Source organism: Streptomyces sp. NPDC045955 (genome assembly GCF_056430805.1).
Map to the genome: position 1 here is coordinate 433,284 of NZ_JBWKKY010000004.1, position 26,305 is coordinate 459,588.

The 26,305-nt window shown below is 71.5% G+C and carries 26 protein-coding genes; 8 read left to right on the forward strand and 18 right to left on the reverse strand.

The window, feature by feature from the left end; translation table 11 throughout:
* Positions 1 to 53: 53 nt before the first annotated feature.
* The gene (locus AC07F0_RS11175) at positions 54 to 1,211 is read left to right on the forward strand and encodes an adenosine deaminase (protein WP_478977073.1); all 1,158 of its coding nucleotides are present in this window, start codon (positions 54 to 56) and stop codon (positions 1,209 to 1,211) included.
* A gap of 157 nt (positions 1,212 to 1,368) precedes the next feature.
* On the opposite strand, the gene AC07F0_RS11180 is transcribed toward AC07F0_RS11175, so the two are convergent.
* The 5 genes from AC07F0_RS11180 to afsQ1 form a co-directional block, all read right to left on the reverse strand.
* Positions 1,369 to 1,581 carry a PspC domain-containing protein gene (locus AC07F0_RS11180; RefSeq protein WP_356927922.1) on the reverse strand — a complete coding sequence of 71 codons (213 nt, stop codon included), beginning with the start codon at positions 1,579 to 1,581 and terminating at the stop codon, positions 1,369 to 1,371.
* A 62-nt stretch (positions 1,582 to 1,643) separates the two neighbouring features.
* A complete protein-coding gene (locus AC07F0_RS11185) occupies positions 1,644 to 2,228 on the reverse strand; it encodes a VanZ family protein (protein ID WP_478977076.1) in 585 nt (194 codons plus the stop codon).
* A 94-nt stretch (positions 2,229 to 2,322) separates the two neighbouring features.
* Positions 2,323 to 2,940, reverse strand: coding sequence for a hypothetical protein (locus AC07F0_RS11190; RefSeq protein ID WP_436731287.1), 618 nt, complete (start codon positions 2,938 to 2,940; stop codon positions 2,323 to 2,325).
* Positions 2,940 to 4,544, reverse strand: a complete 1,605-nt coding sequence (locus AC07F0_RS11195) for an ATP-binding protein (protein ID WP_478977079.1) — start codon at positions 4,542 to 4,544, stop codon at positions 2,940 to 2,942. The genes AC07F0_RS11190 and AC07F0_RS11195 overlap by 1 nt, the downstream gene beginning before the upstream one ends.
* The gene (afsQ1, locus tag AC07F0_RS11200) at positions 4,541 to 5,218 is read right to left on the reverse strand and encodes a two-component system response regulator AfsQ1 (RefSeq protein ID WP_010048893.1); all 678 of its coding nucleotides are present in this window, start codon (positions 5,216 to 5,218) and stop codon (positions 4,541 to 4,543) included. Before afsQ1 ends, AC07F0_RS11195 begins: the two co-directional genes overlap by 4 nt.
* A gap of 237 nt (positions 5,219 to 5,455) precedes the next feature.
* Here afsQ1 and AC07F0_RS11205 point away from each other — a divergent pair, with 237 nt between their 5' ends.
* A complete protein-coding gene (locus AC07F0_RS11205) occupies positions 5,456 to 6,247 on the forward strand; it encodes a SigE family RNA polymerase sigma factor (RefSeq protein ID WP_478977082.1) in 792 nt (263 codons plus the stop codon).
* A gap of 200 nt (positions 6,248 to 6,447) precedes the next feature.
* Here AC07F0_RS11205 and AC07F0_RS11210 read toward each other — a convergent pair whose 3' ends face one another.
* The 5 genes from AC07F0_RS11210 to deoC form a co-directional block, all read right to left on the reverse strand.
* On the reverse strand, positions 6,448 to 7,107 hold the full coding sequence (locus tag AC07F0_RS11210) for a uridine kinase family protein (RefSeq protein ID WP_478977085.1): 660 nt from the start codon (positions 7,105 to 7,107) through the stop codon (positions 6,448 to 6,450).
* A 39-nt stretch (positions 7,108 to 7,146) separates the two neighbouring features.
* Complete coding sequence (locus AC07F0_RS11215; protein WP_478977088.1) at positions 7,147 to 7,287, reverse strand: hypothetical protein; 141 nt, start codon at positions 7,285 to 7,287, stop codon at positions 7,147 to 7,149.
* Between the two features lie 424 nt (positions 7,288 to 7,711).
* Complete coding sequence (locus tag AC07F0_RS11220; protein ID WP_478977090.1) at positions 7,712 to 8,596, reverse strand: aldehyde dehydrogenase family protein; 885 nt, start codon at positions 8,594 to 8,596, stop codon at positions 7,712 to 7,714.
* The gene (locus AC07F0_RS11225) at positions 8,589 to 10,025 is read right to left on the reverse strand and encodes an aldehyde dehydrogenase family protein (protein ID WP_478977093.1); all 1,437 of its coding nucleotides are present in this window, start codon (positions 10,023 to 10,025) and stop codon (positions 8,589 to 8,591) included. Before AC07F0_RS11225 ends, AC07F0_RS11220 begins: the two co-directional genes overlap by 8 nt.
* A gap of 20 nt (positions 10,026 to 10,045) precedes the next feature.
* Entirely contained in the window at positions 10,046 to 11,008 is a 963-nt protein-coding gene (deoC, locus tag AC07F0_RS11230) for a deoxyribose-phosphate aldolase (RefSeq protein ID WP_478977096.1), read from the reverse strand.
* A gap of 174 nt (positions 11,009 to 11,182) precedes the next feature.
* Between deoC and AC07F0_RS11235 the strand changes: the two genes are divergently transcribed.
* Positions 11,183 to 11,899 carry a PH domain-containing protein gene (locus tag AC07F0_RS11235; RefSeq protein WP_478977098.1) on the forward strand — a complete coding sequence of 239 codons (717 nt, stop codon included), beginning with the start codon at positions 11,183 to 11,185 and terminating at the stop codon, positions 11,897 to 11,899.
* A 178-nt stretch (positions 11,900 to 12,077) separates the two neighbouring features.
* On the opposite strand, the gene AC07F0_RS11240 is transcribed toward AC07F0_RS11235, so the two are convergent.
* The 3 genes from AC07F0_RS11240 to AC07F0_RS11250 form a co-directional block, all read right to left on the reverse strand.
* Positions 12,078 to 13,715 (reverse strand): phospho-sugar mutase, encoded by a 1,638-nt coding sequence (locus AC07F0_RS11240; RefSeq protein WP_478977101.1) that lies wholly within the window; start codon positions 13,713 to 13,715, stop codon positions 12,078 to 12,080.
* Positions 13,716 to 14,050: 335 nt separating this feature from the next.
* Positions 14,051 to 14,875 (reverse strand): purine-nucleoside phosphorylase, encoded by an 825-nt coding sequence (locus tag AC07F0_RS11245; protein ID WP_478977104.1) that lies wholly within the window; start codon positions 14,873 to 14,875, stop codon positions 14,051 to 14,053.
* Positions 14,876 to 14,967: 92 nt separating this feature from the next.
* A complete protein-coding gene (locus AC07F0_RS11250; protein ID WP_399407259.1) occupies positions 14,968 to 15,405 on the reverse strand; it encodes a gamma-glutamylcyclotransferase family protein in 438 nt (145 codons plus the stop codon).
* Between the two features lie 97 nt (positions 15,406 to 15,502).
* Here AC07F0_RS11250 and AC07F0_RS11255 point away from each other — a divergent pair, with 97 nt between their 5' ends.
* Positions 15,503 to 16,951, forward strand: a complete 1,449-nt coding sequence (locus AC07F0_RS11255; RefSeq protein WP_436731512.1) for an NAD(P)H-quinone dehydrogenase — start codon at positions 15,503 to 15,505, stop codon at positions 16,949 to 16,951.
* A gap of 165 nt (positions 16,952 to 17,116) precedes the next feature.
* Positions 17,117 to 18,091: a DeoR/GlpR family DNA-binding transcription regulator gene (locus tag AC07F0_RS11260; protein ID WP_356927936.1), complete on the forward strand. Its 975-nt coding sequence runs from the start codon at positions 17,117 to 17,119 to the stop codon at positions 18,089 to 18,091.
* Between the two features lie 448 nt (positions 18,092 to 18,539).
* Here AC07F0_RS11260 and AC07F0_RS11265 read toward each other — a convergent pair whose 3' ends face one another.
* Complete coding sequence (locus AC07F0_RS11265) at positions 18,540 to 20,315, reverse strand: acetyl/propionyl/methylcrotonyl-CoA carboxylase subunit alpha (RefSeq protein WP_478977107.1); 1,776 nt, start codon at positions 20,313 to 20,315, stop codon at positions 18,540 to 18,542.
* Positions 20,316 to 20,659: 344 nt separating this feature from the next.
* Between AC07F0_RS11265 and AC07F0_RS11270 the strand changes: the two genes are divergently transcribed.
* Complete coding sequence (locus tag AC07F0_RS11270) at positions 20,660 to 21,139, forward strand: hypothetical protein (protein WP_478977109.1); 480 nt, start codon at positions 20,660 to 20,662, stop codon at positions 21,137 to 21,139.
* On the opposite strand, the gene AC07F0_RS11275 is transcribed toward AC07F0_RS11270, so the two are convergent.
* The 4 genes from AC07F0_RS11275 to AC07F0_RS11290 form a co-directional block, all read right to left on the reverse strand.
* A complete protein-coding gene (locus AC07F0_RS11275; RefSeq protein WP_436731365.1) occupies positions 21,108 to 21,728 on the reverse strand; it encodes a Maf family protein in 621 nt (206 codons plus the stop codon). The two genes, AC07F0_RS11270 and AC07F0_RS11275, sit on opposite strands and share 32 nt — an antisense overlap.
* A 32-nt stretch (positions 21,729 to 21,760) precedes the next feature.
* Entirely contained in the window at positions 21,761 to 21,889 is a 129-nt protein-coding gene (gene mmpB / locus AC07F0_RS11280; RefSeq protein WP_436731366.1) for a morphogenic membrane protein MmpB, read from the reverse strand.
* A 78-nt stretch (positions 21,890 to 21,967) separates the two neighbouring features.
* Positions 21,968 to 22,177: an acyl-CoA carboxylase epsilon subunit gene (locus AC07F0_RS11285; protein ID WP_478977111.1), complete on the reverse strand. Its 210-nt coding sequence runs from the start codon at positions 22,175 to 22,177 to the stop codon at positions 21,968 to 21,970.
* A 23-nt stretch (positions 22,178 to 22,200) separates the two neighbouring features.
* On the reverse strand, positions 22,201 to 23,802 hold the full coding sequence (locus AC07F0_RS11290) for an acyl-CoA carboxylase subunit beta (protein ID WP_436731368.1): 1,602 nt from the start codon (positions 23,800 to 23,802) through the stop codon (positions 22,201 to 22,203).
* A gap of 110 nt (positions 23,803 to 23,912) precedes the next feature.
* On the opposite strand from AC07F0_RS11290, the gene AC07F0_RS11295 reads away from it, so the two are divergent.
* Together AC07F0_RS11295 and AC07F0_RS11300 are read left to right on the forward strand one after the other, a co-directional pair.
* Positions 23,913 to 24,779, forward strand: coding sequence for a biotin--[acetyl-CoA-carboxylase] ligase (locus tag AC07F0_RS11295; RefSeq protein WP_478977113.1), 867 nt, complete (start codon positions 23,913 to 23,915; stop codon positions 24,777 to 24,779).
* A gap of 392 nt (positions 24,780 to 25,171) precedes the next feature.
* The gene (locus tag AC07F0_RS11300; protein WP_436731370.1) at positions 25,172 to 26,275 is read left to right on the forward strand and encodes an adenylate/guanylate cyclase domain-containing protein; all 1,104 of its coding nucleotides are present in this window, start codon (positions 25,172 to 25,174) and stop codon (positions 26,273 to 26,275) included.
* Positions 26,276 to 26,305: the final 30 nt, after the last annotated feature.

Here is a 26,305-nt window from a genome sequence, read left to right on the forward strand (position 1 = left end):
CGTAAAGCAGCCGAGGACGCGCCATCTACGCGCGTAGGAGTTAGAGTGCGGAAATGACGAGCCAGACCATCGCGAACACCCCGACACCGGACCAGATCCACCGGGCGCCCAAGGTTCTTCTGCACGACCACCTCGACGGCGGGCTGCGCCCCGCCACGATCGTCGAGCTCGCCCACGCGACCGGCTATACCCAGCTTCCCGAGACCGACCCGGAAAAGCTCGGCGTCTGGTTCCGCGAGGCAGCCGACTCCGGTTCGCTGGAACGGTACTTGGAGACCTTCTCCCACACCGTCGGCGTCATGCAGACCCGCGACGCCCTGGTGCGGGTCGCCGCCGAGTGCGCCGAGGACCTCGCCGAGGACGGCGTCGTCTACGCCGAGGTGCGCTACGCACCCGAGCAGCACCTCGAAGGCGGTCTGAGCCTCGAAGAGGTCGTGGAAGCCGTCAACGAGGGCTTCCGTGAAGGGGAGCGCCGCGCTCGCGAGAGGGGCCTGCGCATCCGCGTCGGCGCCCTGCTCACCGCCATGCGGCACGCGGCCCGCGCCCTGGAGATCGCCGAACTCGCGAACCGGTACCGGGACCTGGGCGTCGTCGGCTTCGACATCGCGGGCGCCGAGGCCGGCTACCCGCCCACCCGGCACCTGGACGCGTTCGAGTACCTCAAGCGCGAGAACAACCACTTCACCATCCACGCCGGTGAGGCCTTCGGGCTGCCGTCCATCTGGCAGGCCCTCCAGTGGTGCGGCGCCGACCGGCTCGGGCACGGGGTGCGGATCATCGACGACATCCAGGTCCACGAGGACGGCAGCGTCGAACTCGGGCGGCTTGCCTCGTACGTCCGGGACAAGCGCATCCCGCTGGAGCTCTGCCCGAGCTCCAACCTCCAGACCGGGGCGGCTGCCTCGTACGCCGAGCACCCCATCGGGCTGCTGCGCCGACTGCATTTCCGTGCCACGGTCAACACGGACAATCGTCTTATGTCGCACACCAGCATGAGCCGGGAATTCGAGCACCTTGTCGAGGCGTTCGGTTACACGCTCGACGACATGCAGTGGTTCTCCGTCAATGCGATGAAATCGGCGTTCATTCCATTCGATGAACGACTGGCCATGATCAATGACGTGATCAAGCCCGGGTATGCCGAGCTGAAATCCGAATGGCTGTTCCGGCAGACCGCGTCCACCAGTGGTTCTTCGCCTTCGGAGGGCTGACCCCCTAGTCGTCGGCACACAAGTCCATCGGCGTCGCCGCCGGCCTCGCGGTGAACGGCGTTCCGGTCGGCTGACCCTCCCGCCCAGGCGGACACACGCCGATGGGGCGCACCCCGGGCCCGAGGTGCGCCCCATCGGTGTTCCGTCGAAGCAGGCGTCACCAGGCCGTCTGTGCCTTGTTCTGCACCTTGCTCTCCGAGGGCAGCAGGATCCACAGCGCGATGTACAGCAGGAACTGCGGGCCGGGCAGCAGGCACGAGACGAGGAAGATCACCCGCATCGTCGTCGCGGAGGTGCCGAAGCGCCGCGCCAGCGCGGCGCACACTCCGCCGATCATGCGGCCGTGGGTGGGGCGGGCGAGGCGTGACATGTGCGGCTCCTTCGTGAGGTGTCGTGAGGCCTCATGTCCGAGTACCCCATCTGCACTCCACGCTACGGAGACGAAGGGGGCAAAACATCGCTCCACGGGGCGATTCCGACCCTGGGAATCGTCGGGGTCCGACCCTGAGCCGGCTCCTCCGGGGGGAGGGGCGTCCGGGGCGGGCCCGCGGTGGTGCGGCGGCGCAGCCAGGAGCGGCCGGCGGGGACGAGCGCGAGATGCGCGAGGGCCACGCCCGCGGTGTTCAGGAAGAGCGAGTCGACGTCGACGACCTGACCGGGAACGCCGGTCTGGAGCAGCTCGATGCCCAGCGACAGCAGGGCACCGGCCGTGACGGTGTTCAGCAGGGACGCCAGCGGCGAGACGAGCAGTCTGCCGCTCGCCATCGGCAGCAGCACGCCCAGCGGGGCGAGCAGCGCCAGCCCCTCGCAGATCCGTCGGGCCGCCTGAGGCCAGCCCAGGGCGAGATCGGCCTGGATACCGTGGAACGGCCGCAGATTGGCCGGCATCACCCAGGGCACGTCCAGCGGCCGCAGCGTGAGCCAGGCGACGAACGCGAGATGTGCGACGAGGAGGACACCTCCTGTCACACGGATGCGGAACGCGGCGCTGCCGCCGATGGAGCCTTGACGCTGCACGCCCCCCAAGACGCGGCCTCCGGCAGGATCGGTTCCGGGATGGGCCCCGCCAGGCCTGTGAGGCATACACCACAGCCGGACGAACCCGGCCCGCTCACTCCCCGGCCGCGTCCTTGGAAGGCGGTTCCTTGCTGCCCGGCCGGGCCCGCACCTCGTCCGTGCACGCGTAGCGGCGCGGGGAACCGGCACCGGGGCCGCCCAGGACCACGGAACCGTCGCCCTCGGCGGCCGTCGAGTCGGAGAAGGTGCAGACGATCTGGGCGAGGGCGTACGAGGTGAGGCCGTCCGGCGCCATGCTCAGCCGCAGCGTGTCCTCCGGGTCGCCGGGCCGGGGCCCGCCCACGGTGATGCCGCCGCGTACGTCCGTGCTGTACCCGGCCTCCTTCTCGGCGGGCGACGGCTGTGCCGCGAGCTGGTCCAGCAGGCCCTGCGCCACCAGCATCCGCCGCTCGGAGTCGGCCGCGCCGTCCGGAACCCGCACGGTCCGGTCGACGGTCACCAGCGAGGACCCGCACAGCAGGAACACCTGCACCGGCAGCCCCCGCGCGGCCTGCGTCGACACATCCGGCTCGGCGAGCGAACAGCGCACCCGCGAGGGCGCGGGCCCGAAGTTCGTCGGCACCTCCGTGGCCCGGATCCCGCAGCCGGCGAGCAGCAGGGCGAGCACGGACACGGCACCGATCCGGGCCCTGGAGACGAGACGCGTGGTCATCAGGCGTTCCCCTTCGAGTCCGCATCCTCGTCCCGGCCGGCGTCGTCCCCGTGCTTCCGCTCGCCCTCGGCGGGCTGTTCCCCCGGCGCGAACGTGTGGCGCGGGAGCCGCAGGGTGAACACCGCGCCCGAGTCGGGCGAGTTGGCCGCGGTGATCTCGCCACCGTGGATGTGGGCGTTCTCCTGGGCGATGGACAGGCCCAGGCCGCTGCCCTCGGAGCGCGGCCGGGACGCGCTGGCCTTGTAGAAACGGTCGAAGACGTGCGGCAGGACGTCCTCGGGGATGCCGGGCCCGTGGTCCCGCACCTCGATGACGAGCGAGTCGTCCTCCACCCGGACGGACACCCGCACCGGGGAGCCGCCGTGCTTGAGCGCGTTGCCGATCAGGTTGGCCAGGATGACATCCAGGCGGCGCGGGTCCAGGCGGGCGTGGATGCCGCGCTCGGCGTCCAGCTCGACCGCGTCCAGCCAGGCGCGGGCGTCGATGCACGCGGTGATCTGGTCGGCGATGTCGACGTCGTCCAGGACGAGCCGGGCCGTGCCCGCGTCGAAGCGGGTGACCTCCATCAGGTTCTCGACGAGGTCGTTCAGCCGCCGGGTCTCGCTGACCACCAGCCGGACGGCGGGCTCGATCATCGGGTCCATGCTCCCGGTCTCCGCCTCCAGCTCCTCCTCCAGCACCTCCGTCACGGCGGTGATGGCGGTGAGCGGCGTCCGCAGCTCATGGCTCATGTCGGCCACGAACCGCCGGGACGCCTCGTCCCGCGCGGCCATGTCGGCGACCCGCTTCTCCAGCGCCTCGGCCGCCTTGTTGAACGTCCGCGACAGGTCGGCCAGTTCGTCGGTCCCGGACACCCTCAGCCGGGTGTCCAGCTTGCCCTCCCCGAGCCGCCGCGCGGCCGTCCCGAGCCGCTGCACCGGCTTCAGCACGGTCGTCGCCGCGGCCTGCGCGAGCAGCGCCGAGCCGATCAGCGCGAGCCCCGTCGCGATCCCCAGCGACCAGGCCAGCGAGTTGAGGTCCTTCGCCTCCGGCTCCAGCGACTTCAGCATGTAACCGGTGGGTCCACCGCCGGTCACCCGCGTCCCGGCCACGAGATACGGCGTGTCGTGGTCGATGACCCGCTGCCAGTACAGGTGGTATGGGTGCTTGTCGGCCGCGTCGACCTTCTGCGCCCTGTTCACCGCCGTACGCAGCGACACCGGCACGTCCCGCAGCGAGAAGCCGCTCAGCCCGCCGGAGCTGCCGTAGACGGTCCTGCCGTCGGCGTCGGTCGCCACCAGCAGCACGCTGAAGCGCTGGCCGCTGCCCGCCATCTGGCCCGCGGTGTGCTGGAGCTCGTCCTGTGTGGGCCGATCGGGCAGCGCACCGGCCCGGTTCTGCATCTCCTGCTCGAAGTCGCGCAGCACGGCGTCCTGGGCGCGGGTGAGCACGGCCTCGCGGTTGAGCCAGTACGCGATGCCGGACGCGGACACGGCGGCCGTCAGCGCCACCAGGCCGAAGACGACGACCAGCCTCAGCCGCAGGCTGGTGAAGCGCAGCCGCGACAGAACTCCCTTGCGCGCCGCGGTCCAGCCGCGGGTCCCCCCCTGGTTCCCCTGTGTCACTGAGGCGGATCCAGCCGGTAGCCGACACCCCGCACGGTACGGATCAGCGTCGGGGACGAGGGCACGTCCTCGACCTTGGCGCGCAGCCGCTGGACGCAGGCGTCCACGAGCCGCGAGTCGCCCAGGTAGTCGTGTTCCCACACCAGCCGCAGCAGCTGCTGCCGCGACAGCGCCTGCCCCGGCCGCCGGCTCAGCTCCAGCAGCAGCCGCAGCTCGGTCGGCGTGAGCTGGAGGTCCTCGCCGTTCTTCGTCACCGTCATCGCCGAGCGGTCGATGACGAGGCTGCCGAACGTCGCCGCGTCGTTGGACTCCCGCTCGCCGCGCCGCAGCACCGCCCGGATCCGGGCGTCCAGCACCCGCCCCTGCACCGGCTTGACGACATAGTCGTCGGCGCCGGACTCCAGCCCGACAACCACGTCGATGTCGTCGCTGCGCGCGGTCAGCAGGATGATCGGCAACTGGTCCGTGCGCCGGATGCGCCGGCACACCTCGAACCCGTCGATGCCGGGCAGCATCACATCCAGCACGATCAGATCCGGCCGCTGCTCACGCAACAGCTTCAGACCGTCCTCACCACTGGCAGCGGTCGCCACCCGGTGACCCTGGCGCGTCAGTGAGAGCTCCAGGGCCGTCCGGATGGCGTCGTCGTCCTCGATCAGCAACAGGGAAGGCACGGGCACATTCTGGCCCATGGAGGGGTCGCGGTTCGACATGTGGGCCGAGATGAGACCCGCGCACGGCACCGACGTCTGTGCACGAGGTGTGGCGGCCATATGGCCGACCCCTGTGACAGCTCTGTGACAGTCGGCGGACACGGCCATGAAAGTGCCGCGGCAAAGTTTTCGGCACAAGCAGGAAAGCCCGCCCGGCCGGCGGGCCGCACACCGGAAGTCCACGACGGGGGGCGCGAGATGAACACGCTGCACGGCACCAGCACCAGCGCAGTGGTCACGCGTCTGCACGACGTGAGCCGGGGTTCCGAGAAGTCCGGTGCCGATGGGGGTCCCTCCCGCGCGAGCGGTTTCGAGCGTGGGGGAGGGCGGGGGTGCGCTCGCGGCACCGGGCGTCAGCACACCGCGTTCATGACGGTCGTTGACGCACAAACGGGGGACAGCAAGGGGACGGGGGCGGCTCACGGGGGAGCCGCGTACAGGGAGGACTCGGGGGAGCGCCGCTCGCTGTCGGAGGCGGAGTTCACCGCCTACGTCCAGGAGCGCCGCGCCTCCCTGTACGCCACCGCCTACCACCTCACCGGCGACCGCTTCGAGGCCGAGGACCTGCTGCAGAGCGCGCTGTTCTCGACCTACCGGGCGTGGGACCGCATCAGTGACAAGGCCGCGGTCGGCGGATACCTCCGCCGCACCATGACCAACCTGCACATCAGCGCCTGGCGGCGCCGCAAGCTCAACGAGTACCCGACCGAGGAACTGCCGGAGACGCCCGGTGACACGGACGCGATGCGCGGCACGGAGCTGCGCGCGGTCCTGTGGCAGGCGCTGGCCCGGCTGCCCGAGCTCCAGCGCACCATGCTGGTCCTGCGCTACTACGAGGGCCGCACGGACCCGGAGATCGCGGAGATCCTCGACATCAGTGTCGGCACGGTGAAGTCCAGCATCTGGCGGTCGCTCCGCCGGCTGCGCGAGGACGAGGTCCTCAGCTTCGGCCGTGACGAGGAGGACGCCTTCGGCGAGCTCGTCGCCTGAAGGCCGGGGGGAGCACCAAAGGGGCCCCACGGGGGAGGGAACCGGGGCCCACGGGGGACTGCGGAGACGCTGGGGGGCGTCTCCTCAGGACAGTGGGGGGAACACGGGGGAACACGGGGGAACACCGAGCGGGACTGGAGGGCCGGGGGGTCCGTCCAGTCCCGCTTTTTTCGTTGTCCAGGCCGCCGTACCTTCGCTGTCTAGGCCGCCGTGCCGAGGCTCGCGCACTGGCCCGCCGCCGCGGCCGCCAGCCTGCCCATCGCCTCGTCGCGGTCGCAGGCGTACGCGCCCAGCGCGGTCTGGCGGGCGACGATCGAGCGCTCCTGACGCATCAGACGCCAGCCGCGGCGCAGCAGGAACGGCACCGACTTGCGGCCCTCCCGCAGATCCCGCAGGAAGCGGCGGCGGAACGTCTTCACCGGGCCGCGGCTCAGACACAGGGCGTCGGCGAGGACGCCGAGCTCCCGGCAGCGCGTGACGATCTCCGCGGCGAAGATGCCCTCCGCGATGAACAGCGGGGCCCGCCCGATGTCCACCGTCTCGGTGCCGGTGCGGGCGCTGCGCGCGATGTCGTAGACGGGGACGTCCGTACGGCCCGTGCGGCACAGCCGGGTGATCGCGGCGACGGCCGTGTCCGCGTCCCACGACTCCGGATGGTCCCAGTCGATGTCCGAACTCCCGGCCACCAGCGGCAGCGTCGGGTCGTCGCCCTCCTTGTAGAAGTCGTCGAGCCGCAGCACCGGGAGGCCGGAGCGGGCCGCGAGGAGGGACTTGCCGGAGCCGGAGGGGCCGCAGAGCAGCACGACTCGCGTCGGTATGGCCAGAGGAGAACTCACGGGACACCAGTGTGAGGCATCCATCGGGGGCCGTACGACCCCGCGTCGCCTTTGACGCGCGCGTCACACCCGGGGCAGGCGGCCGGGCGGCTCTCGCAGTAGCTCAGCGGCCCGCAGTGGGACCTCCCGGACCAGCCAGGACACCGCGAACGCCACGGCGCACAGCGCGGCGGTGCCCAGCGCGACACCGTGCAGGCCCTCCACGACCCCCGTCCGGAAGGCGTGCGGACGGGCTCCGGCAGGTCCCCCAGCAGCGCGGGTGTGAGCTCGCCGCCGGTCAGCCGCGCGCCGTCGCCCCCGAGCCGGTCCGTGACGGTGGCGGTGAGCCGGCCGGTGCCTCTGGGCTCTCATGATCGACCGGGTGTCGCGGGAGCTGACCGTGCCGGACGGCTCGACCGACTGGCGTGAGGTGCTGCGCTCCTACGCTCTCCAGACGCGGGAGCTGATAGCAGTACGCCCTCAACGCGGCCCGCAAGGACGACCGGGCCTGGGAGTTCGCGTTCGGCCTGGAGTGCGTCCTCGACGGCATCGCGCAGCGCCTCGGGATCTGACGGCAGCGAGCGCGCACGAGAGAAGCCCCGGCCCTCCCGGACGGAGGAGGGCCGGGGCTTCCGCTGTGAGGGGCGCTCTAGTACGAGGAGCCCGACGCGCCCAGCGACCCCGTGGGGTGCCAGACCGTTTTCGTCTCCAGGAACGCCGTCATGCGGTCGATGCCGGGTGCCTCCGCGTAATCCACAGGCTGTGGACGCAGGACGCGCTTGAGGTTGTCGGCCGCGGCGATCTCCAGTTCCTTCGCGAGGGCCTCGTCGGCGCCCGCGAGGTCGATCGCGTTGACGTCCTGGTGGGCGGCCAGCGGGGTCGCGATCTCCGCCGTGCGGCCCGACAGGACGTTGACCACGCCGCCGGGGACGTCCGAGGTCGCCAGCACCTCGGCGAGGGACAGCGCGGGCAGCGGGGACTTCTCGCTCGCGACCACGACCGCCGTGTTGCCGGTCGCGATCACCGGGGCGAGCACCGACACCAGGCCCAGGAACGACGACTCCTGGGGCGCCAGGACCGCGACCACGCCGGTCGGCTCGGGGGAGGACAGGTTGAAGAACGGGCCCGCCACCGGGTTGCCGCCGCCGACCACCTGGGCGATCTTGTCGGTCCAGCCCGCGTACCAGACCCAGCGGTCGATCGTCGCGTCCACGACCGCCGCCGCCTTGGACTTCGACAGCCCCTCCGCGTCGGCCACCTCACGCGTGAACTGGTCGCGGCGGCCCTCCAGCATCTCCGCGACGCGGTAGAGGACCTGGCCGCGGTTGTACGCCGTCGCGCCGGACCAGGCGCCGAACGCCTTGCGGGCGGCCACGACCGCGTCACGGGCGTCCTTGCGGGAGGACAGGGGGGCGTTCGCCAGCCACTTGCCTTTCGAGTCCGTCACCTCGTACACCCGGCCGCTCTCGGAACGCGGGAACTTCCCGCCGACGTACAGCTTGTAGGTCTTCAGAACGGTGAGCCGATCAGACATCGAGGTACGCCTCCAGGCCGTGGCGGCCGCCCTCGCGGCCGAAGCCCGACTCCTTGTAGCCGCCGAAGGGCGACGTCGGGTCGAACTTGTTGAACGTGTTGGACCAGACGACACCCGCGCGGAGCTTGTTCGCGACCGCCAGGATGCGCGAGCCCTTCTCCGTCCAGACGCCGGCGGAGAGCCCGTACGGCGTGTTGTTGGCCTTGGCGACCGCCTCGTCCGGGGTGCGGAAGGTCAGGACCGACAGCACCGGGCCGAAGATCTCGTCGCGGGCGACGGTGTGCGCCTGGGTGACGTTCGTGAACAGCGTCGGGGCGAACCAGTAGCCGCTCTCCGGCAGTTCGCAGGCCGGTGACCAGCGCTCGGCGCCCTCCGCCTCGCCCTGCTCGACGAGCGAGGTGATGCGCGTGAGCTGTTCCTCGGAGTTGATCGCGCCGATGTCCGTGTTCTTGTCGAGCGGGTCGCCGAGGCGGAGGGTCGACAGGCGGCGCTTGAGGGAGTCGAGGAGCTCGTCGTGGATCGACTCCTGGACCAGCAGGCGGCTGCCGGCGCAGCAGACCTGGCCCTGGTTGAAGAAGATGCCGTTGACGATGCCCTCGACGGCCTGGTCGATCGGAGCGTCGTCGAAGACGATGTTGGCGCCCTTGCCGCCCAGTTCGAGCGTGACCTTCTTGCGGGTGCCGGCGACCGTGCGGGCGATCTCCTTGCCGACGGCCGTGGAGCCCGTGAAGGCGACCTTGTCGACGTCCGGGTGGGCCACCAGCGCCGCGCCCGCGCCGCCGTAGCCGGGGAGGATGTTGACGACGCCCTTCGGCAGGCCCGCCTGGCGGCAGATGTCCGCGAAGAACAGCGCCGAGAGCGGGGTGGTCTCGGCCGGCTTCAGGACGACCGTGTTGCCGGTGGCGAGCGCCGGGGCGATCTTCCACGCCAGCATCAGCAGCGGGAAGTTCCAGGGGATGACCTGGCCCGCCACGCCCAGCGGCCTCGGGTTCGCGCCGAAGCCCGCGTGGTCGAGCTTGTCGGCCCAGCCCGCGTAGTAGAAGAAGTGCGCCGCGACCAGGGGGAGGTCCGCGTCGCGGGTCTCCTTGATCGGCTTGCCGTTGTCGAGGGTTTCCAGGACGGCGAGCTCGCGGGAGCGCTCCTGGATGATCCGCGCGATGCGGAACAGGTACTTGGCGCGCTCCGCGCCGGGCAGCGCCGACCACTTCTCGAAGGCCTTGCGGGCCGCCTGAACGGCGCGGTCCACGTCCGCCTCGCCCGCCTGGGCGACCTCGGCGAGGACCTCCTCGGAGGAGGGGCTGACCGTCTTGAAGACCTTGCCGTCGGCCGCCTCCACGAACTCGCCGTCGATGAACAGGCCGTACGAGGGCGCGATGTCGACGATCGAGCGGGACTCGGGGGCCGGGGCGTATTCGAATACCGATGACACGTTTTCCCTGTTCACGGGTATCAGTCCACCGTCACGTAGTCGGGGCCGGAGTAGCGGCCGGTGGCCAGCTTCTGGCGCTGCATCAGCAGGTCGTTCAGCAGCGAGGAGGCGCCGAAGCGGAACCAGTGGTTGTCCAGCCAGTCCCCGCCGGCGGTCTCGTTGACCAGGACGAGGAACTTGATGGCGTCCTTGGAGGTGCGGATGCCGCCGGCCGGCTTCACGCCGACCTGGATGCCGGTCTGTGCACGGAAGTCACGTACCGCCTCCAGCATGAGGAGCGTGTTCGCCGGAGTCGCGTTGACGGCGACCTTTCCGGTGGACGTCTTGATGAAGTCCGCGCCCGCCAGCATCCCGAGCCAGCTCGCGCGGCGGATGTTGTCGTACGTCGACAGCTCGCCCGTCTCGAAGATGACCTTCAGGCGCGCGGACGTGCCGCAGGCCTCCTTCACGGCGGTGATCTCGTCGTACACCTTCAAGTATCGGCCCGCGAGGAACGCCCCGCGGTCGATGACCATGTCGATCTCGTCGGCGCCGGCGGAGACTGCCTCACGGACGTCGGCCAGCTTGACGGTGAGCGGGGCGCGGCCGGCCGGGAAAGCCGTGGCGACGGAGGCGACCTTCACGCCGGAGCCGGCGACGGCCTCCTTGGCCACGGCCACCATGTCGGGGTAGACGCAGACCGCGGCCGTCGCGGGCGCCGTACGGTCGGTCGGGTCGGGCCGGACCGCCTTCGCGCCGAGCGCCCGGACCTTGCCCGGGGTGTCCGCGCCTTCCAGCGTCGTCAGGTCGACCATCGAGATGGCGAGGTCGATGGCGTACGCCTTCGCGGTCGTCTTGATCGACCGCGTACCGAGGGAGGCCGCACGGGCCTCCAGTCCGACCGCGTCGACGCCGGGAAGCCCGTGGAGGAAGCGGCGCAGCGCGCTGTCGGACGCGGTGACGTCCTTGAGGGGGTGAGCTGCGGTGAGTGCAGAACTGGGCATGGTCACCAGACGAGCATATCTACGCGCGTAGCGGCTGTACAGCCCCTGGGTTTGGTCGGGTGGGGCGGGGTGGGGGCGGAGCGAGGTGGTGGGGAGTGGGTGGCATGGGGGGTGGCGCGGTATCGGGGGTGGGGTGCGGTGGGTGTTCGAGGGGCGGTCCGGCAGAATCGGGGCATGACGAGCCCCGATTCCCAGTCGCCCGCGCCGCAGCCTCCGGAGCCCGAGTCCAAGGACCGGGTGTACCGGTCGGTTCCGGCCATCGCCGGTGGCGCGCTGCTGCTCGCCATCGCCGGGTGGCTCGGCATCGACGCGATCGTCTCGGGCGAGGGGCGCACGCCGTGGATGGCGCTCGCCGTGCTGGTCCTGATCGTGCCGCTGGTCGTCGCGTTCACGCTGCGGCCCGCCGTGTACGCGGGTGACGACCGGCTGCGCATCCGCAACCCGTTCCGCGTCATCGTGGTCCCCTGGGGGCAGGTCGCCTCGCTGAAGTCCGCCTACTCGAACGAGGTCCTCACCGAATCCGGCGCGAAGTACCAGCTGTGGGCCGTGCCCGTGTCGCTGCGTGCCCGCAAGAAGGCCGCGCGGCGTGAGATGCGGGCGACCGCGCAGGCGCGGCGGCAGATGGGGCGGGACGAGGGGCGCGGCAGTGCGCTCGGGATGCGCGCCGGGCTGGGCTCGGGGCCGGGGCAGGGCCTCGCTGGAGGCCCGGTGTCGGACGGGCCCGCGCGGGCGGAGACCGACCGGATCATGGATGAACTGCGGGGGCTGCACGAGGCGCGGCGCCGGGCGGAGACGGCGCAGGGGGAGGTGACCGTGCGGTGGGCGTACGAGGTGATGGGGCCGGCGGTGGCCGGGGCGTTGTTGGTGTTGATTTTGGTGGTGGTGGGGTGACGGTCGGTCTGCCGCCCCGTCGGTCTGTCGGCCCGTCGGCCCGTCGGTCTGCCGCCCCGTCGGTCTGTCGGCCCGTCGGCCCGTCGGTCTGCCGCCCCGTCGGTCCGTCCGCCCGTCGGCCCCGGCCGGTGCTCGGCTGCGCCGGGGCCGTCCTGTGGGTATACGACCGCCGTTGCGGTCAGATGCCTGCCGCTGTCGACAGGTCGCGCTTGATCGACTCCAGTAGGGCCGTCGCCTGTGCGCGGGCCTCGGGGAGCTCGGCGTGGGTCGCGACCGGGATCACGACCTCCAGGTAGCACTTCAGCTTCGGCTCCGTGCCGCTCGGGCGGACGATCACCCGGGCGCCGTCGAGGGTGTAGCGCAGGCCGTCGGTGGGCGGGAGCGTGTCCGTGCCCTGGGTGAGGTCGTCGGTGCGGGTGATCGCCAGGCCGGCGAGTTCGGTCGGGGGCTGGTCGCGCAGGCGGCGCATCGCGGCCGCGATCAGGGACAGGTCCTCGACGCGGACCGAGAGCTGGTCCGTGGCGTGCAGGCCGTGTTCCACGGCCAGGTCGTCGAGGAGGTCGAGGAGGGTGCGGCCCTCCTCCTTGAGCTGCGACGCCAGTTCCGTGATCAGGAGCGCGGCCGTGATGCCGTCCTTGTCGCGCACGCCGTCCGGGTCGACGCAGTAGCCGAGGGCCTCCTCGTAGCCGTAGCGCAGGCCCTCCGCGCGGGCGATCCACTTGAAGCCGGTGAGGGTCTCGACGTGGTTGAGGCCGGCCTTCTCGGCGATACGGCCGAGGAGGGAGGAGGAGACGATCGACTCCGCGAAGGTGCCGGTCGCTCCGCGGCGGACCAGGTGGGCGGCGAGCAGGGCGCCGACCTCGTCGCCGCGGAGCATGCGCCAGTCGGTGCCGTCCTGCACGGCGACGGCGCAGCGGTCCGCGTCCGGGTCGTTGGCGATGATCAGTTCGGGGGTGGGCGAGGTCGCGCGGGCCGTCGCGAACGCCAGGTCCATCGCGCCGGGCTCCTCCGGGTTGGGGAACGCGACGGTCGGGAACTCCGGGTCGGGGTCGGCCTGCTCGGCGACGAGGACCGGTTCCGGGAAGCCGGCGCGGGCGAAGGCGGCGAGGAGGACGTCCTTGCCGACGCCGTGCATCGCCGTGTACACCGTGCGGGCCGTGCGGGGGGAACCCTTGGCGAGTACGGCGTCGGTGCGGGCGAGGTAGGCGTCGAGGACGCTGTCGTCGAGGGTCTCCCAGCCTTCGGTGGGGCGCCGGACGGTGGTGAGGGACGGGATGGCGGCGATCTCCGCCGCGATCTCGGTGTCCGCCGGGGGGACGATCTGGGAGCCGTCGCCGAGGTAGACCTTGTAGCCGTTGTCGCGGGGCGGGTTGTGGCTGGCGGTGACCTCCACGCCGGCGACCGCGCCGAGGTGCCTTATCGCGAAGGCGAGGACGGGGGTGGGGAGGGGGCGGGGGAGGACGGCGGCGCGGAGGCCGGCGCCGGTCATGACGGCGGCGGTGTCGCGGGCGAAGTCGTGCGACTTGTGGCGGGCGTCGTAGCCGATGACGACGAGGCCGTCGTGGTGGCCCTGCTTCTTGAGGTACGCGGCGAGGCCGGCGGCCGCGCGGATGACGACGGAGCTGTTCATGCGCATGGGGCCGGCGCCGAGTTCGCCGCGGAGGCCGGCGGTGCCGAACTGGAGGGTGCCGCTGAAGCGGGCGGCGAGTTCGGTGAGGTCCTGGGCGTCGATGAGGCGGGCGAGCTCGGTGCGGGTTTCCGGGTCGGGGTCCTCGGTGAGCCACGCCTGGGCCTGTGCGATGAGTTCGTCGTGCACGGTCTGTGTCAGCCTCTCCGTTGTGTGGGTGGTGCGGGTGCCTGCGGCGGCCTGTGCGGCTTCGGTGGGGGCTTGTGTTGCGCCTAAGCGCCGGGTGGTGGGTCGGGGCCGCGCCGGGGGGTGTCCGTCCTCGGAACGGCGCGATGGGGTCGGACACCGACTAACCGTCCGTTGACGCGCCAACCGCTGCGGGCGGACACCCCCCGACACGTCCCCTTCCGTGCGTGCGCGGGTGCGTGTGCGTTCCTGGCTTCGCTGCCGCAGGCCGCCGCGCTGCGGGCCGCCGTGGGCGCAGGGGCACCACCCACCCGGCCCCGGCAACTACGCCGGGTTGCTTACAGGCGGCCCAGGACCTGGGCGAGCAGTGAACCCATGCGCGTCGCGGAGTCGCGGCCGGCCTGGAGGACCTCTTCGTGGTTCAGGGGCTCTCCGGTCATGCCCGCCGCCAGGTTCGTGACGAGGGAGATGCCCAGAACCTCCGCACCCGCCTCACGTGCGGCGATCGCCTCCAGGACCGTCGACATGCCCACCAGGTCCGCACCGATGACCCGGGCCATACGGATCTCCGCCGGAGTCTCGTAGTGCGGGCCGGGGAACTGGGCGTAGACGCCCTCCTCCAGCGTGGGGTCGACTTCCTTGCACAGGGCCCGCAGGCGCGGGGAGTAGAGGTCGGTGAGGTCGACGAAGTTGGCGCCGATGATGGGGGAGGTGGCGGTGAGGTTGATGTGGTCGCTGATCAGGACCGGCTGGCCGGGGCGCATGCCCTCGCGCAGGCCGCCGCAGCCGTTCGTGAGGACGATCGTCTTGCAGCCGGCCGAGACCGCGGTGCGGACGCCGTGGGCGACGGCCGCCACGCCGCGGCCCTCGTAGTAGTGCGTACGACCGAGGAAGACCAGGGCGCGCTTGTTGCCGATCCGGTACGAGCGGATCTTGCCTCCGTGGCCCTCGACCGCCGGGGGCGGGAAGCCGGGCAGCTCGGTGACCTGGAGCTCGGCCTCGGGGGCACCGAGGGCGTCCACGGCCGGAGCCCAGCCGGAGCCCATCACGAGGGCGACGTCGTGGGTCTCGGCGCCCGTGAGTTCGCGCAGGCGGGTCGCGGCGGCGCCGGCGGCGGCGTGGGGGTCGCCCTGGATGTCGTCCGGAAGAAGAGATGCGTTCACGCGCACGAGGGTAGCCGGTGATTGCCTACGCGCGTAGATGGTGGACCTCACGGGGTGGCGATCGTTGTCTTGTCGTTTCCGACGAAGCGGGCTCAGCAGGGGCGCTTGCGCAGTTCCATCACGTAGTCGTGCGGGGCGCCGGCCGACTCGGCCGCGTCGGCGATCTCGCCCAGGTGGCGGGCGGAGGGCAGGCCGCCCTCGTAGGCGTTGAGGGTGAAGGCCCACGCCTGTTCGTCACCCTCCAGGGTGTGGACTCGCACGCGTGTGCGGCGGTAGATGTCGAGTCCCACGCCCTCCCAGCGGTCGAGCGACTCCTCGTCCATGGGGGCGATGTCGTACAGCGCGACGAAGACCTGGGAGAGGGGGTCCTCGACGATCGTCGGCAGGGCGCCCTCCCAGCCCATGTGCTCACCGCCGAAGGTCAGCCGCCACCCGTTCAGCCAGCCGGTGGCGCGCAGCGGCGAGTGCGGGGCGCGGCGGGACATCAGCCGCGCGTCGAGGTTGCCGGCGTACGCGGCGTAGAGCGACATGGGGAGAGGGTACGGCAGGTCCCCGGGAGTCACTCGCGTAACGGAGCCGCATCGGCGGCGGGCCCCGGGGCGGTGCCATGTTGATGGGTGCGGGACAATGGGGTACGTGACTCGGATCGTGATCATCGGTGGCGGACCCGGCGGATACGAAGCGGCGCTGGTGGCCGCTCAACTCGGCGCGGAGGTGACCGTCGTCGACTGCGACGGTCTGGGCGGGGCGTCGGTGCTCACCGACTGCGTGCCGTCGAAGACCCTGATCGCCACGGCCGAGGTGATGACCACCTTCGACTCCTCCTACGAGGAGCTGGGCATCATCGTCGCCGACGACACTCCCCACGTGGAGCAGGCCGCCCGGGTCGTGGGAGTGGACCTGGGCAAGGTCAACCGGCGTGTGAAGCGGCTCGCGCTCGCCCAGTCGCACGACATCACGGCCTCCGTGACGCGTGCCGGGGCGCGTGTGCTGCGCGGGCGCGGACGGCTGGAGGGCATGCAGGCGCTCGACGGGTCGCGCAAGGTCGTGGTGCGCGCCGCCGACGGGAGTGAGGAGACTCTGACGGCGGACGCCGTGCTCATCGCCACCGGTGGGCATCCCCGCGAACTGCCCGACGCCCAGCCCGACGGCGAGCGGATCCTGAACTGGACCCAGGTGTACGACCTCGACGAGCTCCCCGAGGAGCTGATCGTGGTCGGGTCGGGTGTGACCGGTGCCGAGTTCGCCGGCGCCTATCAGGCGCTGGGGTCGAAGGTGACGCTCGTGTCGTCGCGGGACCGGGTGCTGCCGGGTGAGGACCCGGACGCGGCCGCCGTGCTGGAGGAGGTCTTCCGGCGGCGCGGCATGAACGTCATGGGACGCACCCGGGCGCAGTCCGCCAAGCGGGTCGGGGACCGGGTCGAGGTGACCCTCTCCGACGGGCGGGTCATCACCGGGTCGCACTGCCTCATGGCCGTCGGTGCCGTTCCGAACAGCTCGGGCATGGGGCTGGAGGAGGCCGGGGTCCGGCTGCGCGAGTCCGGTCACATCTGGACCGACAAGGTGTCGCGGACGACCGCTCCGGGCGTGTACGCGGCCGGTGACGTGACGGGCGTGTTCGCCCTCGCCTCCGTGGCCGCCATGCAGGGACGTATCGCCATGTACCACTTCCTGGGCGATGCCGTGGCCCCGCTGAACCTCAAGACCGTCTCGTCGAACGTCTTCACCGACCCGGAGATCGCCACCGTCGGCTACACCCAGGCCGATGTCGACGGCGGGAAGATCGACGCCCGGGTCGTGAAGCTGCCGCTGCTGCGCAATCCGCGCGCGAAGATGCAGGGCATCCGCGACGGCTTCGTCAAGATCTTCTGCCGGCCGGGGACCGGGATCGTGGTCGGTGGTGTGGTCGTGGCGCCGCGTGCCTCGGAACTGATCCACCCCATCTCGATCGCGGTCGACAACAATCTGACCGTCGAACAGATTGCGAACGCCTTCACCGTCTATCCCTCGCTGTCGGGCTCGATCGCCGAGGTGGCACGGCAGTTGCACACCCGTAAGGAGACCGGCGAGGGCTGAGGCCGGATCCGGCTCCTGCCTGGTCACGGGGAGTGTTCGACCATGCGTACGGCATAGGCGGCGAGACTAGGCCCTATACCACTCCCCGCTGCTCCGTGCGAACATCTTCTGCTATTCAGCGCAAACTGCTGAAAGCAGACGGTCGCTGGCGTTACTGTCAGTTTCGTGTTCGCTGCAGAACGTCGCCAATTGATCCTCGAAATGGTGCGAGCGAACGGGGCCGTGTCGCTCCGTGAGCTCGCCCGCGTCGTCCAGACCTCCGAAGTGACCGTACGGCGGGACGTGCGCGCGCTGGAGGCAGAAGGACTCCTCGACCGCCGGCACGGCGGTGCGGTACTGCCGGGCGGTTTCACGCGGGAGTCCGGCTTTCCGCAGAAGTCTCATCTCGCGACCGCCGAGAAGACCGCCATCGCCGACCTCGCCGCGAATCTCGTGGAGGAGGGCGAGGCGATCGTGGTCGGGGCGGGTACGACGACCCAGGAGCTGGCCCGCCGGCTCGCCCGGGTGCCCGGGCTGACCGTCGTCACCAACTCACTGCTGGTCGCCCAGGCGCTGGCCCATGCCAACCGGGTCGAGGTCGTGATGACCGGCGGCACGCTCCGCGGCTCGAACTACGCCCTGGTCGGCAGCGGTGCCGAGCAGTCCCTGCACGGGCTGAGGGTGTCACGGGCGTTCCTGTCCGGGAGCGGTCTGACCGCGGAGCGGGGGCTGTCCACGTCCAACATGCTGTCGGCGTCGGTCGACCGGGCACTGGTGCAGGCCGCCGCGGAGGTGGTGGTCCTCGCGGACCACACCAAGCTCGGGACGGACACGATGTTCCAGACCGTGCCGACGGATCTCATCACCCGCCTCGTGACGGACGAGCCGCCCGCCCATGACGACCGTGCGGGTACGGAGCTTCAGGCGCTCGCCGATCAGGGTGTGCAGATCACCGTCGCGGGGGCGCCGGGGGGGTCGGCCGGGGCGGGAGGTCCCGGGGGTGATGCCGTCCCGGGGCGTCAGCAGCGTCGGGATGTGCCGTTGCCCGGGCCTCGGCGGCAGGTGCCGGGGGCTGGGAGTGGGTTGCGGTCGGCCACGATGCTCGGGGAGCAGAGCCCTGGGGCGGAGCGGGCGAGGGTGGCGGATCTGCGGCGGCGTTGACCCGAGGGGTGGGTTGAGTCGCTGCTGGTTGCCCCAGGTGCCCGGCGCTGTGGCCGGGGCGGTGCGGGTCCGCAGCCCGGCGTGGAAAGGCGCCGCCGGCGGCTGCTGAGGCCGGGGCGTCGCGCAACCCGGCGCTGCGGGGTGCCGCTGCGCCCACCCGTGCCGCCCTGGGGGTACCTCCCAGGCCCTTAAGGCACTGGGGGAGGCACGATTGCCCGCAGCTAGGCGGGACCGGCGGCCCGCCGCGTCGGCCTGCGGCAGCCAAGCCACGACGCGCCGCACCCGCCGACGCACGGAAGGGGACGTGTCGGGGGGTGTCCGCCCGCAGCGGTTGGCGCGTCAACGGACGGTTAGTCGGTGTCCGACCCCATCGCGCCGTTCCGAGGACGGACACCCCCGGCGCGGCCCCGACCCGGGGCCGCGCCGTAGGCGTGTCCGTCCCGGTCGCTCAGTCCTTGATCTCGCAGATCGCCGCGCCCGACGTGATCGACGTGCCGATTTCCGCGCTGAGGCCCTTGATCGTGCCGGACTTGTGGGCGTTGAGGGGCTGTTCCATCTTCATGGCCTCGAGGACGACGACCAGGTCGCCCTCCTTGACCTCCTGGCCCTCCTCCACCGCGACCTTGACGATCGTGCCCTGCATCGGGGAGGCGAGGGTGTCGCCGGAGGCGGCGGGGCCCGACTTCTTCGCCGCGCGGCGCTTGGGCTTGGCCCCGGCCGCGAGGCCCGTGCGGGCCAGGGACATGCCCAGGGATGCCGGGAGGGAGACCTCCAGGCGCTTGCCGCCGACCTCGACGACCACCGTCTCGCGGCCCGGTTCCTCGTCCGCCTCCAGGGCGTCCGCGGCCGCCGCGAACGGCTTGATCTCGTTGACGAACTCCGTCTCGATCCAGCGGGTGTGGACCGTGAACGGCCCGTCCTGACCATGCACCTCAGGCGCGAACGCCGGGTCCCTCACCACCGCGCGGTGGAACGGGATCGCCGTCGCCATGCCCTCGACCTGGAACTCCTCCAGGGCGCGCGCGGCCCGCTCCAGCGCCTCCTTGCGCGTGCGGCCGGTGACGATCAGCTTGGCCAGCAGGGAGTCCCACGCCGGGCCGATGACCGACCCGGCCTCCACGCCCGCGTCCAGCCGCACGCCCGGGCCGGACGGCGGGGCGAACGTCGTGACCGTGCCGGGGGCCGGCAGGAAGTTGCGGCCCGGGTCCTCGCCGTTGATGCGGAACTCGAAGGAGTGCCCCCGCAGCGCCGGGTCGTCGTAGCCGAGTTCCTCGCCGTCGGCGATGCGGAACATCTCGCGGACGAGGTCGATGCCGGCGACCTCCTCGGTGACCGGGTGCTCCACCTGGAGGCGGGTGTTGACCTCCAGGAAGGAGATCGTGCCGTCGTTGCCGACGAGGAACTCGACCGTGCCGGCGCCGACGTAGCCGGCCTCCTTCAGGATCGCCTTGGAGGACGAGTACAGCTCGGCGATCTGCTCGTCGGACAGGAAGGGGGCGGGCGCCTCCTCGACCAGCTTCTGGTGCCGGCGCTGGAGGGAGCAGTCACGGGTGGAGACGACCACCACATTGCCGTGCTGGTCGGCGAGGCACTGGGTCTCCACGTGCCGCGGCTTGTCGAGGTAGCGCTCGACGAAGCACTCGCCCCGGCCGAAGGCGGCGACGGCCTCGCGGACCGCCGAGTCGTACAACTCCGGAACCTCTTCCAGCGTGCGCGCGACCTTCAGGCCGCGGCCACCGCCACCGAACGCCGCCTTGATGGCGATCGGCAGACCGTGCTGCTCGGCGAAGGCGACGACCTCCTCCGCACCGGACACCGGGTCGGGCGTGCCCGCCACCAGCGGGGCGCCCGCGCGCTGCGCGATGTGCCGGGCGGCGACCTTGTCGCCCAGGTCGCGGATGGCCTGCGGGGGCGGGCCGATCCAGATCAGGCCCGCGTCCAGGACCGCCTGCGCGAATTCCGCGTTCTCGGAGAGGAATCCGTAGCCGGGGTGGATCGCGTCCGCGCCCGACTCGCGGGCGGCCTTCAGCACCTTCTCGATGTCGAGGTAGCTGGTGCCCGGCGTGTCACCGCCCAGGGCGAACGCCTCATCCGCGGCGCGGACATGCAGAGCGTCCCGGTCAGGGTCGGCGTAGACAGCAACGCTCGCGATGCCGGCATCCCGGCAGGCCCGGGCCACACGGACAGCGATTTCGCCACGGTTGGCGATGAGCACCTTGCGCACGATGAGGCTCCCTCCTTGAAACAAGCCGAGTTTAGGGACTGCCGACACGGCACTTCGACCCGTCCCCAGTGGTGAGCTTTCCCACACGGAGCGTGATGCGAGGCTCGCTCGACCCGCGAAATCCCTTGTCGCACCGCGGTACGCAGTACTCCTCCGGGAAACCCTAGCCCTCCCCTGTGGTCAAGGTCTCTGTCATCACGTGCTGCGGGCCACTCGGTTTCTTTGTGGAGTCCCTACGAATGGCCCAATGATTCTTTGCCCGCCGCAGAACCCTTGTCCCAGGGTTTACTCGTTAGTAGCGTTCGCGATGTCTCGAACGTACTAGGGGTAAGTGGGTGGGCCCGGTGGTGCGCAGGCCGGTGGCGTGGATCGTTGCGGCGGTGCTGTTCGGTGAGGCGTTCGGCATCGCCGCGCTGAACTGGTTCCTCGGCGTCGTCGTCGACCGGCAGGACATGTCCCTGGCCGGGCTCGACCCGCACATGATGTCCGTGTCGTCGAAGATCGGCGGGATCGCCTTCGGCCTCTACTTCGCGCTGTGCGGCCTGGTCGCCCTGCTGGTGGCGCTGCGGGACCGGCCCCCGGCGGGCTTCGGGCGGGTGCTGCTGATCAGTGCCGCGGTCGTGCACGGGCTGCTCGGCGCGTTCACCTGGGGGCTCGTGGGCTGGCACGCGTTCCTGTTCATGGTGCTGGTGCTCGGCCTGGTCGTGCTGCTGCTGATGACGTACGACCGTCCGGAGGCCGGGCCCGCCGACGCCGCGCCCCAGGACGGGACGGGCGGCGACGGCTCCCCGGTCACTTCCCCGCCGGCTCCCACAACTCCGTGATGCCGACGCCCAGTTCGGCGAGCAGTCGCCGGACGAGGGGCAGGCTGATGCCGATCACGTTGCCGTGGTCGCCGTCGATGCCGTCGATGAACGGGGCCGAGCGGCCGTCCAGCGTGAACGCCCCGGCGACGTAGAGGGGTTCGCCGGAGGCGACGTAGGCGGCGATCTCCTCGTCCGTCGGCTCGCCGAAGTGGACGACGGTGGACGCGGTGGCGGAGGCGTAGCGGCCGGAGAGCGTGTCGTAGACGCAGTGGCCGGTCTGGAGGGTTCCGGCGCGTCCGCGCATCGCCTTCCAGCGGGCGGTGGCCTCCTCGGCGTCCTCGGGCTTGCCGAGGGCCTGGCCGTCCAGGTCGAGCACCGAGTCGCAGCCGATGACGATCGCGCCCTTGGCCTCCGGCCGGGCCGCCACGACGGAGGCCTTCGCCTCGGCCAGGGCGAGCGCCAGCTCGGCGGGGGTGGGTGCGGTGACGGCGTCCTCGTCGACGCCGCTCACGATCACCTCGGGGGCGAGACCGGCCTGGCGAAGCAGCCCGAGCCGGGCGGGGGACTGGGAGGCGAGGACGAGTCGGCGGCGCGGCTGATCTGTCATGCGTTCAGCGTATCGGCGTCACCTGACGCCTCTCACCTCACGCCGATCACGATCATCGTCAGCACCATGGCCAACGCCATGAGAACACCCAGCCGCCGGAGCATGTCCTGCGTGTCCCGCAGCTCTTTCGGCGGTTCGTTCTCGGGGTCGGACCACAGCATGCCTTCCATGGTCGGACGGGGGGTGGGGCCGGCGCCTGAGTACGAGTACTCAACTTGTCCGGCCCCCACCCCTAGGGGTCAGCCCGGCCAGTAGGTGCGGCCCCAGGCCGCCGGCCCCGGCTGGGGCAGACGGTGGGCCGCGATGCGGGACGGGTCGGACCAGGAGTCGCGGGTATCCGGCGCGCCGGGCGGCGTCGCGGCCGCCGCCACGGCGCGGGCCCTGACCACCGCCAGGGCGGCGGCCAGCTCCTCGGGGGTCGGGTTGCCCCGTACGACCTTGATCGTCATGTGGCCTCCTGGGCTCGCCGGGACTAGAGGGGGATGTTGCCGTGCTTCTTCGGAGGCAGGGATTCCCGCTTCGTACGCAGTTGACGCAGGCCTCGTACGACGTGCCGGCGGGTGTCGGACGGCAGGATCACCGCGTCGACGTAGCCGCGCTCGGCCGCGACGTAGGGGTTGAGGAGGGCGTCCTCGTACTCCTGGATCAGCCGGGCGCGGACCGCCTCCAGGTCCTCGCCGCCCGCCTCGGCCTCGGCGATCGTGCGGCGGTGCAGGATGTTGACCGCGCCCTGGGCGCCCATGACGGCGATCTGGGCGGTGGGCCAGGCGAGGTTGAGATCGGCACCCAGGTGCTTGGAGCCCATGACGTCGTAGGCGCCGCCGAAGGCCTTGCGGGTGATGACCGTGATGAGCGGGACGGTCGCCTCGGCGTAGGCGTAGATCAGCTTGGCGCCGCGCCGGATGATGCCGTCGTGCTCCTGGTCGACACCGGGCAGGAAGCCGGGGACGTCGACGAAGGTGAGGACCGGGACGTTGAAGGCGTCGCAGGTCCGCACGAAGCGGGCCGCCTTCTCGCTGGCCTTGATGTCCAGGCACCCGGCGAACTGCATCGGCTGGTTGGCGACGATGCCGACCGGGTGGCCCTCGACCCGCCCGAAGCCGGTGACGATGTTCGGCGCGTACAGCGGCTGCGTCTCGAAGAACTCGGCGTCGTCCAGGATGTGCTCGATGACCGCGTGCATGTCGTACGGCTGGTTCGCGCTGTCCGGGACGATCACGTCCAGCTCGCGGTCCTCGTCGGTGACCTCGAGGTCGGCCTCCTCCGGGAAGGCCGGCGGCTCGGAGAGGTTGTTGGACGGCAGGTACGACAACAGCTGCTTGATGTACTCGATGGCGTCCTTCTCGTCGCCCGCCATGTGGTGGGCGACGCCGGACGTCGAGTTGTGGGTCCTGGCCCCGCCCAGCTCCTCGAAGCCGACGTCCTCGCCGGTGACGGTCTTGATGACGTCGGGTCCGGTGATGAACATGTGCGAGGTCTGGTCGACCATCACCGTGAAGTCGGTGATGGCGGGGGAGTAGACGGCCCCGCCCGCGCACGGGCCGACGACCAGGCTGATCTGCGGGATGACACCCGAGGCGTGGGTGTTGCGGCGGAAGATCTCGCCGTAGGCACCGAGGGAGGCGACGCCCTCCTGGATCCGGGCACCGCCGGAGTCGTTGATGCCGATGACCGGGCAGCCGGTCTTCAGGGCGAAGTCCATGACCTTGACGATCTTCTGCCCGTAGACCTCGCCGAGGGCCCCGCCGAAGACGGTGAAGTCCTGGGAGAACACGGCGACGGGGCGGCCGTCGACGGTGCCGTACCCGGTGACGACCCCGTCCCCGTACGGCCGGTTCTTGTCGAGGCCGAAGTTGGTGGAGCGGTGCCGGGCGAACTCGTCGAGCTCGACGAAGGAACCCTCGTCGAGCAGGAGCTCGATCCGCTCACGGGCCGTCAGCTTGCCCTTGGCGTGCTGCTTCTCGACGGCGCGTGCGGAGCCGGCGTGCGTCGCTTCCTCGATGCGGCGCTTGAGATCCGCGAGCTTGCCCGCGGTCGTGTGAATGTCAGGCTGCTGCTCTTCCGGCTCGGACATCGGGATGCGGCTCCCTGCCTGCTCAAAAGGGGGGACGGTTACTCATCCGTAGACTAGTGGGGTGCCTTCACTTCGGCAGTGCGGCGTTTACCACACCTAGGGTGGCTTGCATGACGCCGCGAGATGCATCAGAGCCGAACGGTAGCCGTTGGTCGGACCTGGACCGTCCGCCCCTCAACATCACCGCCCTGCGCCGGGGCTTGCTGCACGAGGGAGGGCTGTGGTCCGAGGTGGACGTCGTGCAGCGCACCGGCTCCACGAACTCCGACCTGGTGGCCCGGGCCGCCGAGGGCAGCGCCGCCGAGGGCGCGGTGCTCGTCGCCGAGGAGCAGACGGCCGGGCGCGGGCGTCTCGACCGGCAGTGGACGGCGCCGCCCCGCTCCGGCCTGTTCTTCTCCGTGCTGCTCACGCCGGGCGAGGTGCCCGTGGCGCGGTGGGGGTGGCTGCCGCTGCTCACGGGTGTCGCGGTGGCGACGGGGCTGTCGCGGGCGGCGGGTGTCGACACGGCGCTGAAGTGGCCGAACGACCTGCTGGTCACCGTACGGGGCGAGGAGCGCAAGGCCGGCGGGATCCTGGCGGAGCGGGCCGGGGACGGCGGAGTCGTCATCGGGGTCGGCATCAACGTCACGCTGAAGGAGGACGAGCTGCCGGTGCCCACGGCGGGGTCGCTGGGGCTGGCCGGGGCCGTGAGTACGGACCGGGATCCGTTGCTGCGGGCGGTGCTGCGGGCTCTGGAGGAGTGGTACGGGAAGTGGCGTGCGGCCGGGGGCGACGCGGGGGCGTGCGGGTTGCTGGAGGCGTACGCGGCGGGGTGCGCGACGCTCGGCAGGGAAGTGCGGGCGGAGTTGCCGGGGGATCGGGCCGTGGTGGGGGAAGCGGTTGCGGTGGACGGGGACGGGCGGCTGGTGCTGGCTACGGGGGAGGGGATGCAGGAGCCTGTCGGCGCGGGGGACATCGTGCACTTGCGGCCCGCTTGACAGGTGCTCGGCGGGGCCTGAGGGCGGGGCGTCGCGCAGCCCGGCGTTGCGGGGTGCCGCCCGCGCCCACCCGTGCCGCCCTGGGGGTACCTCCCAGGCCCTTAAGGCACTCGGGGAGGCACGGATGCCCGCGGATTACGGCAGCCACGGCCTTTGCAGCGCCGGTCGGCACCATCAGCCCGTCCGGCGATTGAGGACGAGGCCGTTCAGGCCGATCGGGGGTCCAGGGGGCGGAGCCCCCTGGGGACGGTGGGGCAACGCCGGGTGCCTCGGAGCCGCCGGGTACCTCACCTCACTCCCCGGCTGAACCTAACGGAGTGAGCTGGCGCACACCTGCCGTAGAGTTGAGGCCGGTCGATACATGACCGTGACAGATCGGAAGGGCAGCACGCGTGACCGTCGACGACTCGGGTTCCGGCGAGGACGCGCAGGGCGCCGACTCCGGCGAGGATCCGCTCGCCCTGCGCCTCGAAGGGCTCATCCTGGGCGCCGAGCGCCGCTACACCCCGTTCCAGGCGGCCCGCAGCGCCGGCGTCTCCATGGAACTGGCCTCCCGCTTCTGGCGGGCGATGGGTTTCGCCGACATCGGGCAGGCCAAGGCGCTCACCGAGGCCGACGTACTGGCGCTGCGACGCCTCGCCGGTCTCGTCGAGGCGGGGCTGCTGAGCGAGGCGATGGCCGTGCAGGTGGCCCGGTCCACCGGGCAGACCACCGCGCGGCTCGCCGAGTGGCAGATCGACTCCTTCCTGGAGGGGCTGACCGAGCCGCCCGAGCCGGGCATGACGCGCACCGAGGTGACGTACCCGATCGTCGAGCTGCTCCTGCCCGAGCTGGAGGAGTTCCTGGTCTACGTCTGGCGCCGGCAGCTCGCCGCCTCGGCCGGACGGGTCGTGCAGGCCGCCGACGACGAGGAGATGGTGGACCGGCGGCTCGCGGTCGGCTTCGCCGATCTGGTCGGGTTCACGCGGCTGACCCGCCGGATGGAGGAGGAGGAGCTCGGCGAGCTGGTCGAGGCGTTCGAGACCACCGCCGCCGACCTGGTCGCCGCGAACGGCGGCCGGCTGATCAAGACCCTCGGCGACGAGGTGCTGTACGCCGCCGACGACGCGGGCGTGGCCGCCGAGATCGCCCTGCGGCTGATCGAGACCATGGCGCACGACGAGACGATGCCGGAGCTGCGCGTCGGCATGGCGTTCGGCACGGTGACCACCCGTATGGGTGATGTGTTCGGTACGACCGTGAACCTGGCCTCCCGGCTCACCTCGATAGCTCCGAAGGACGCCGTCCTCGTCGACACCGCCTTCGCCGAGGAGCTGATCCGCACGCAGGACGCCCCGTCCTCGGAGGCGGAGGCGGCCGAGGAGGCCGCGGCCGCGGAGAAGGAGGGGGAGGAGCCGCCGACGTACCGGTTCGCGTTGCAGCCGATGTGGCAGCGGCCGGTGCGTGGGCTGGGCGTCGTGGAGCCGTGGCTGCTCACGCGGCGGGACGGCGGCTGACGAGGCCGACGCGGCCGGCCGCAGGGCCGC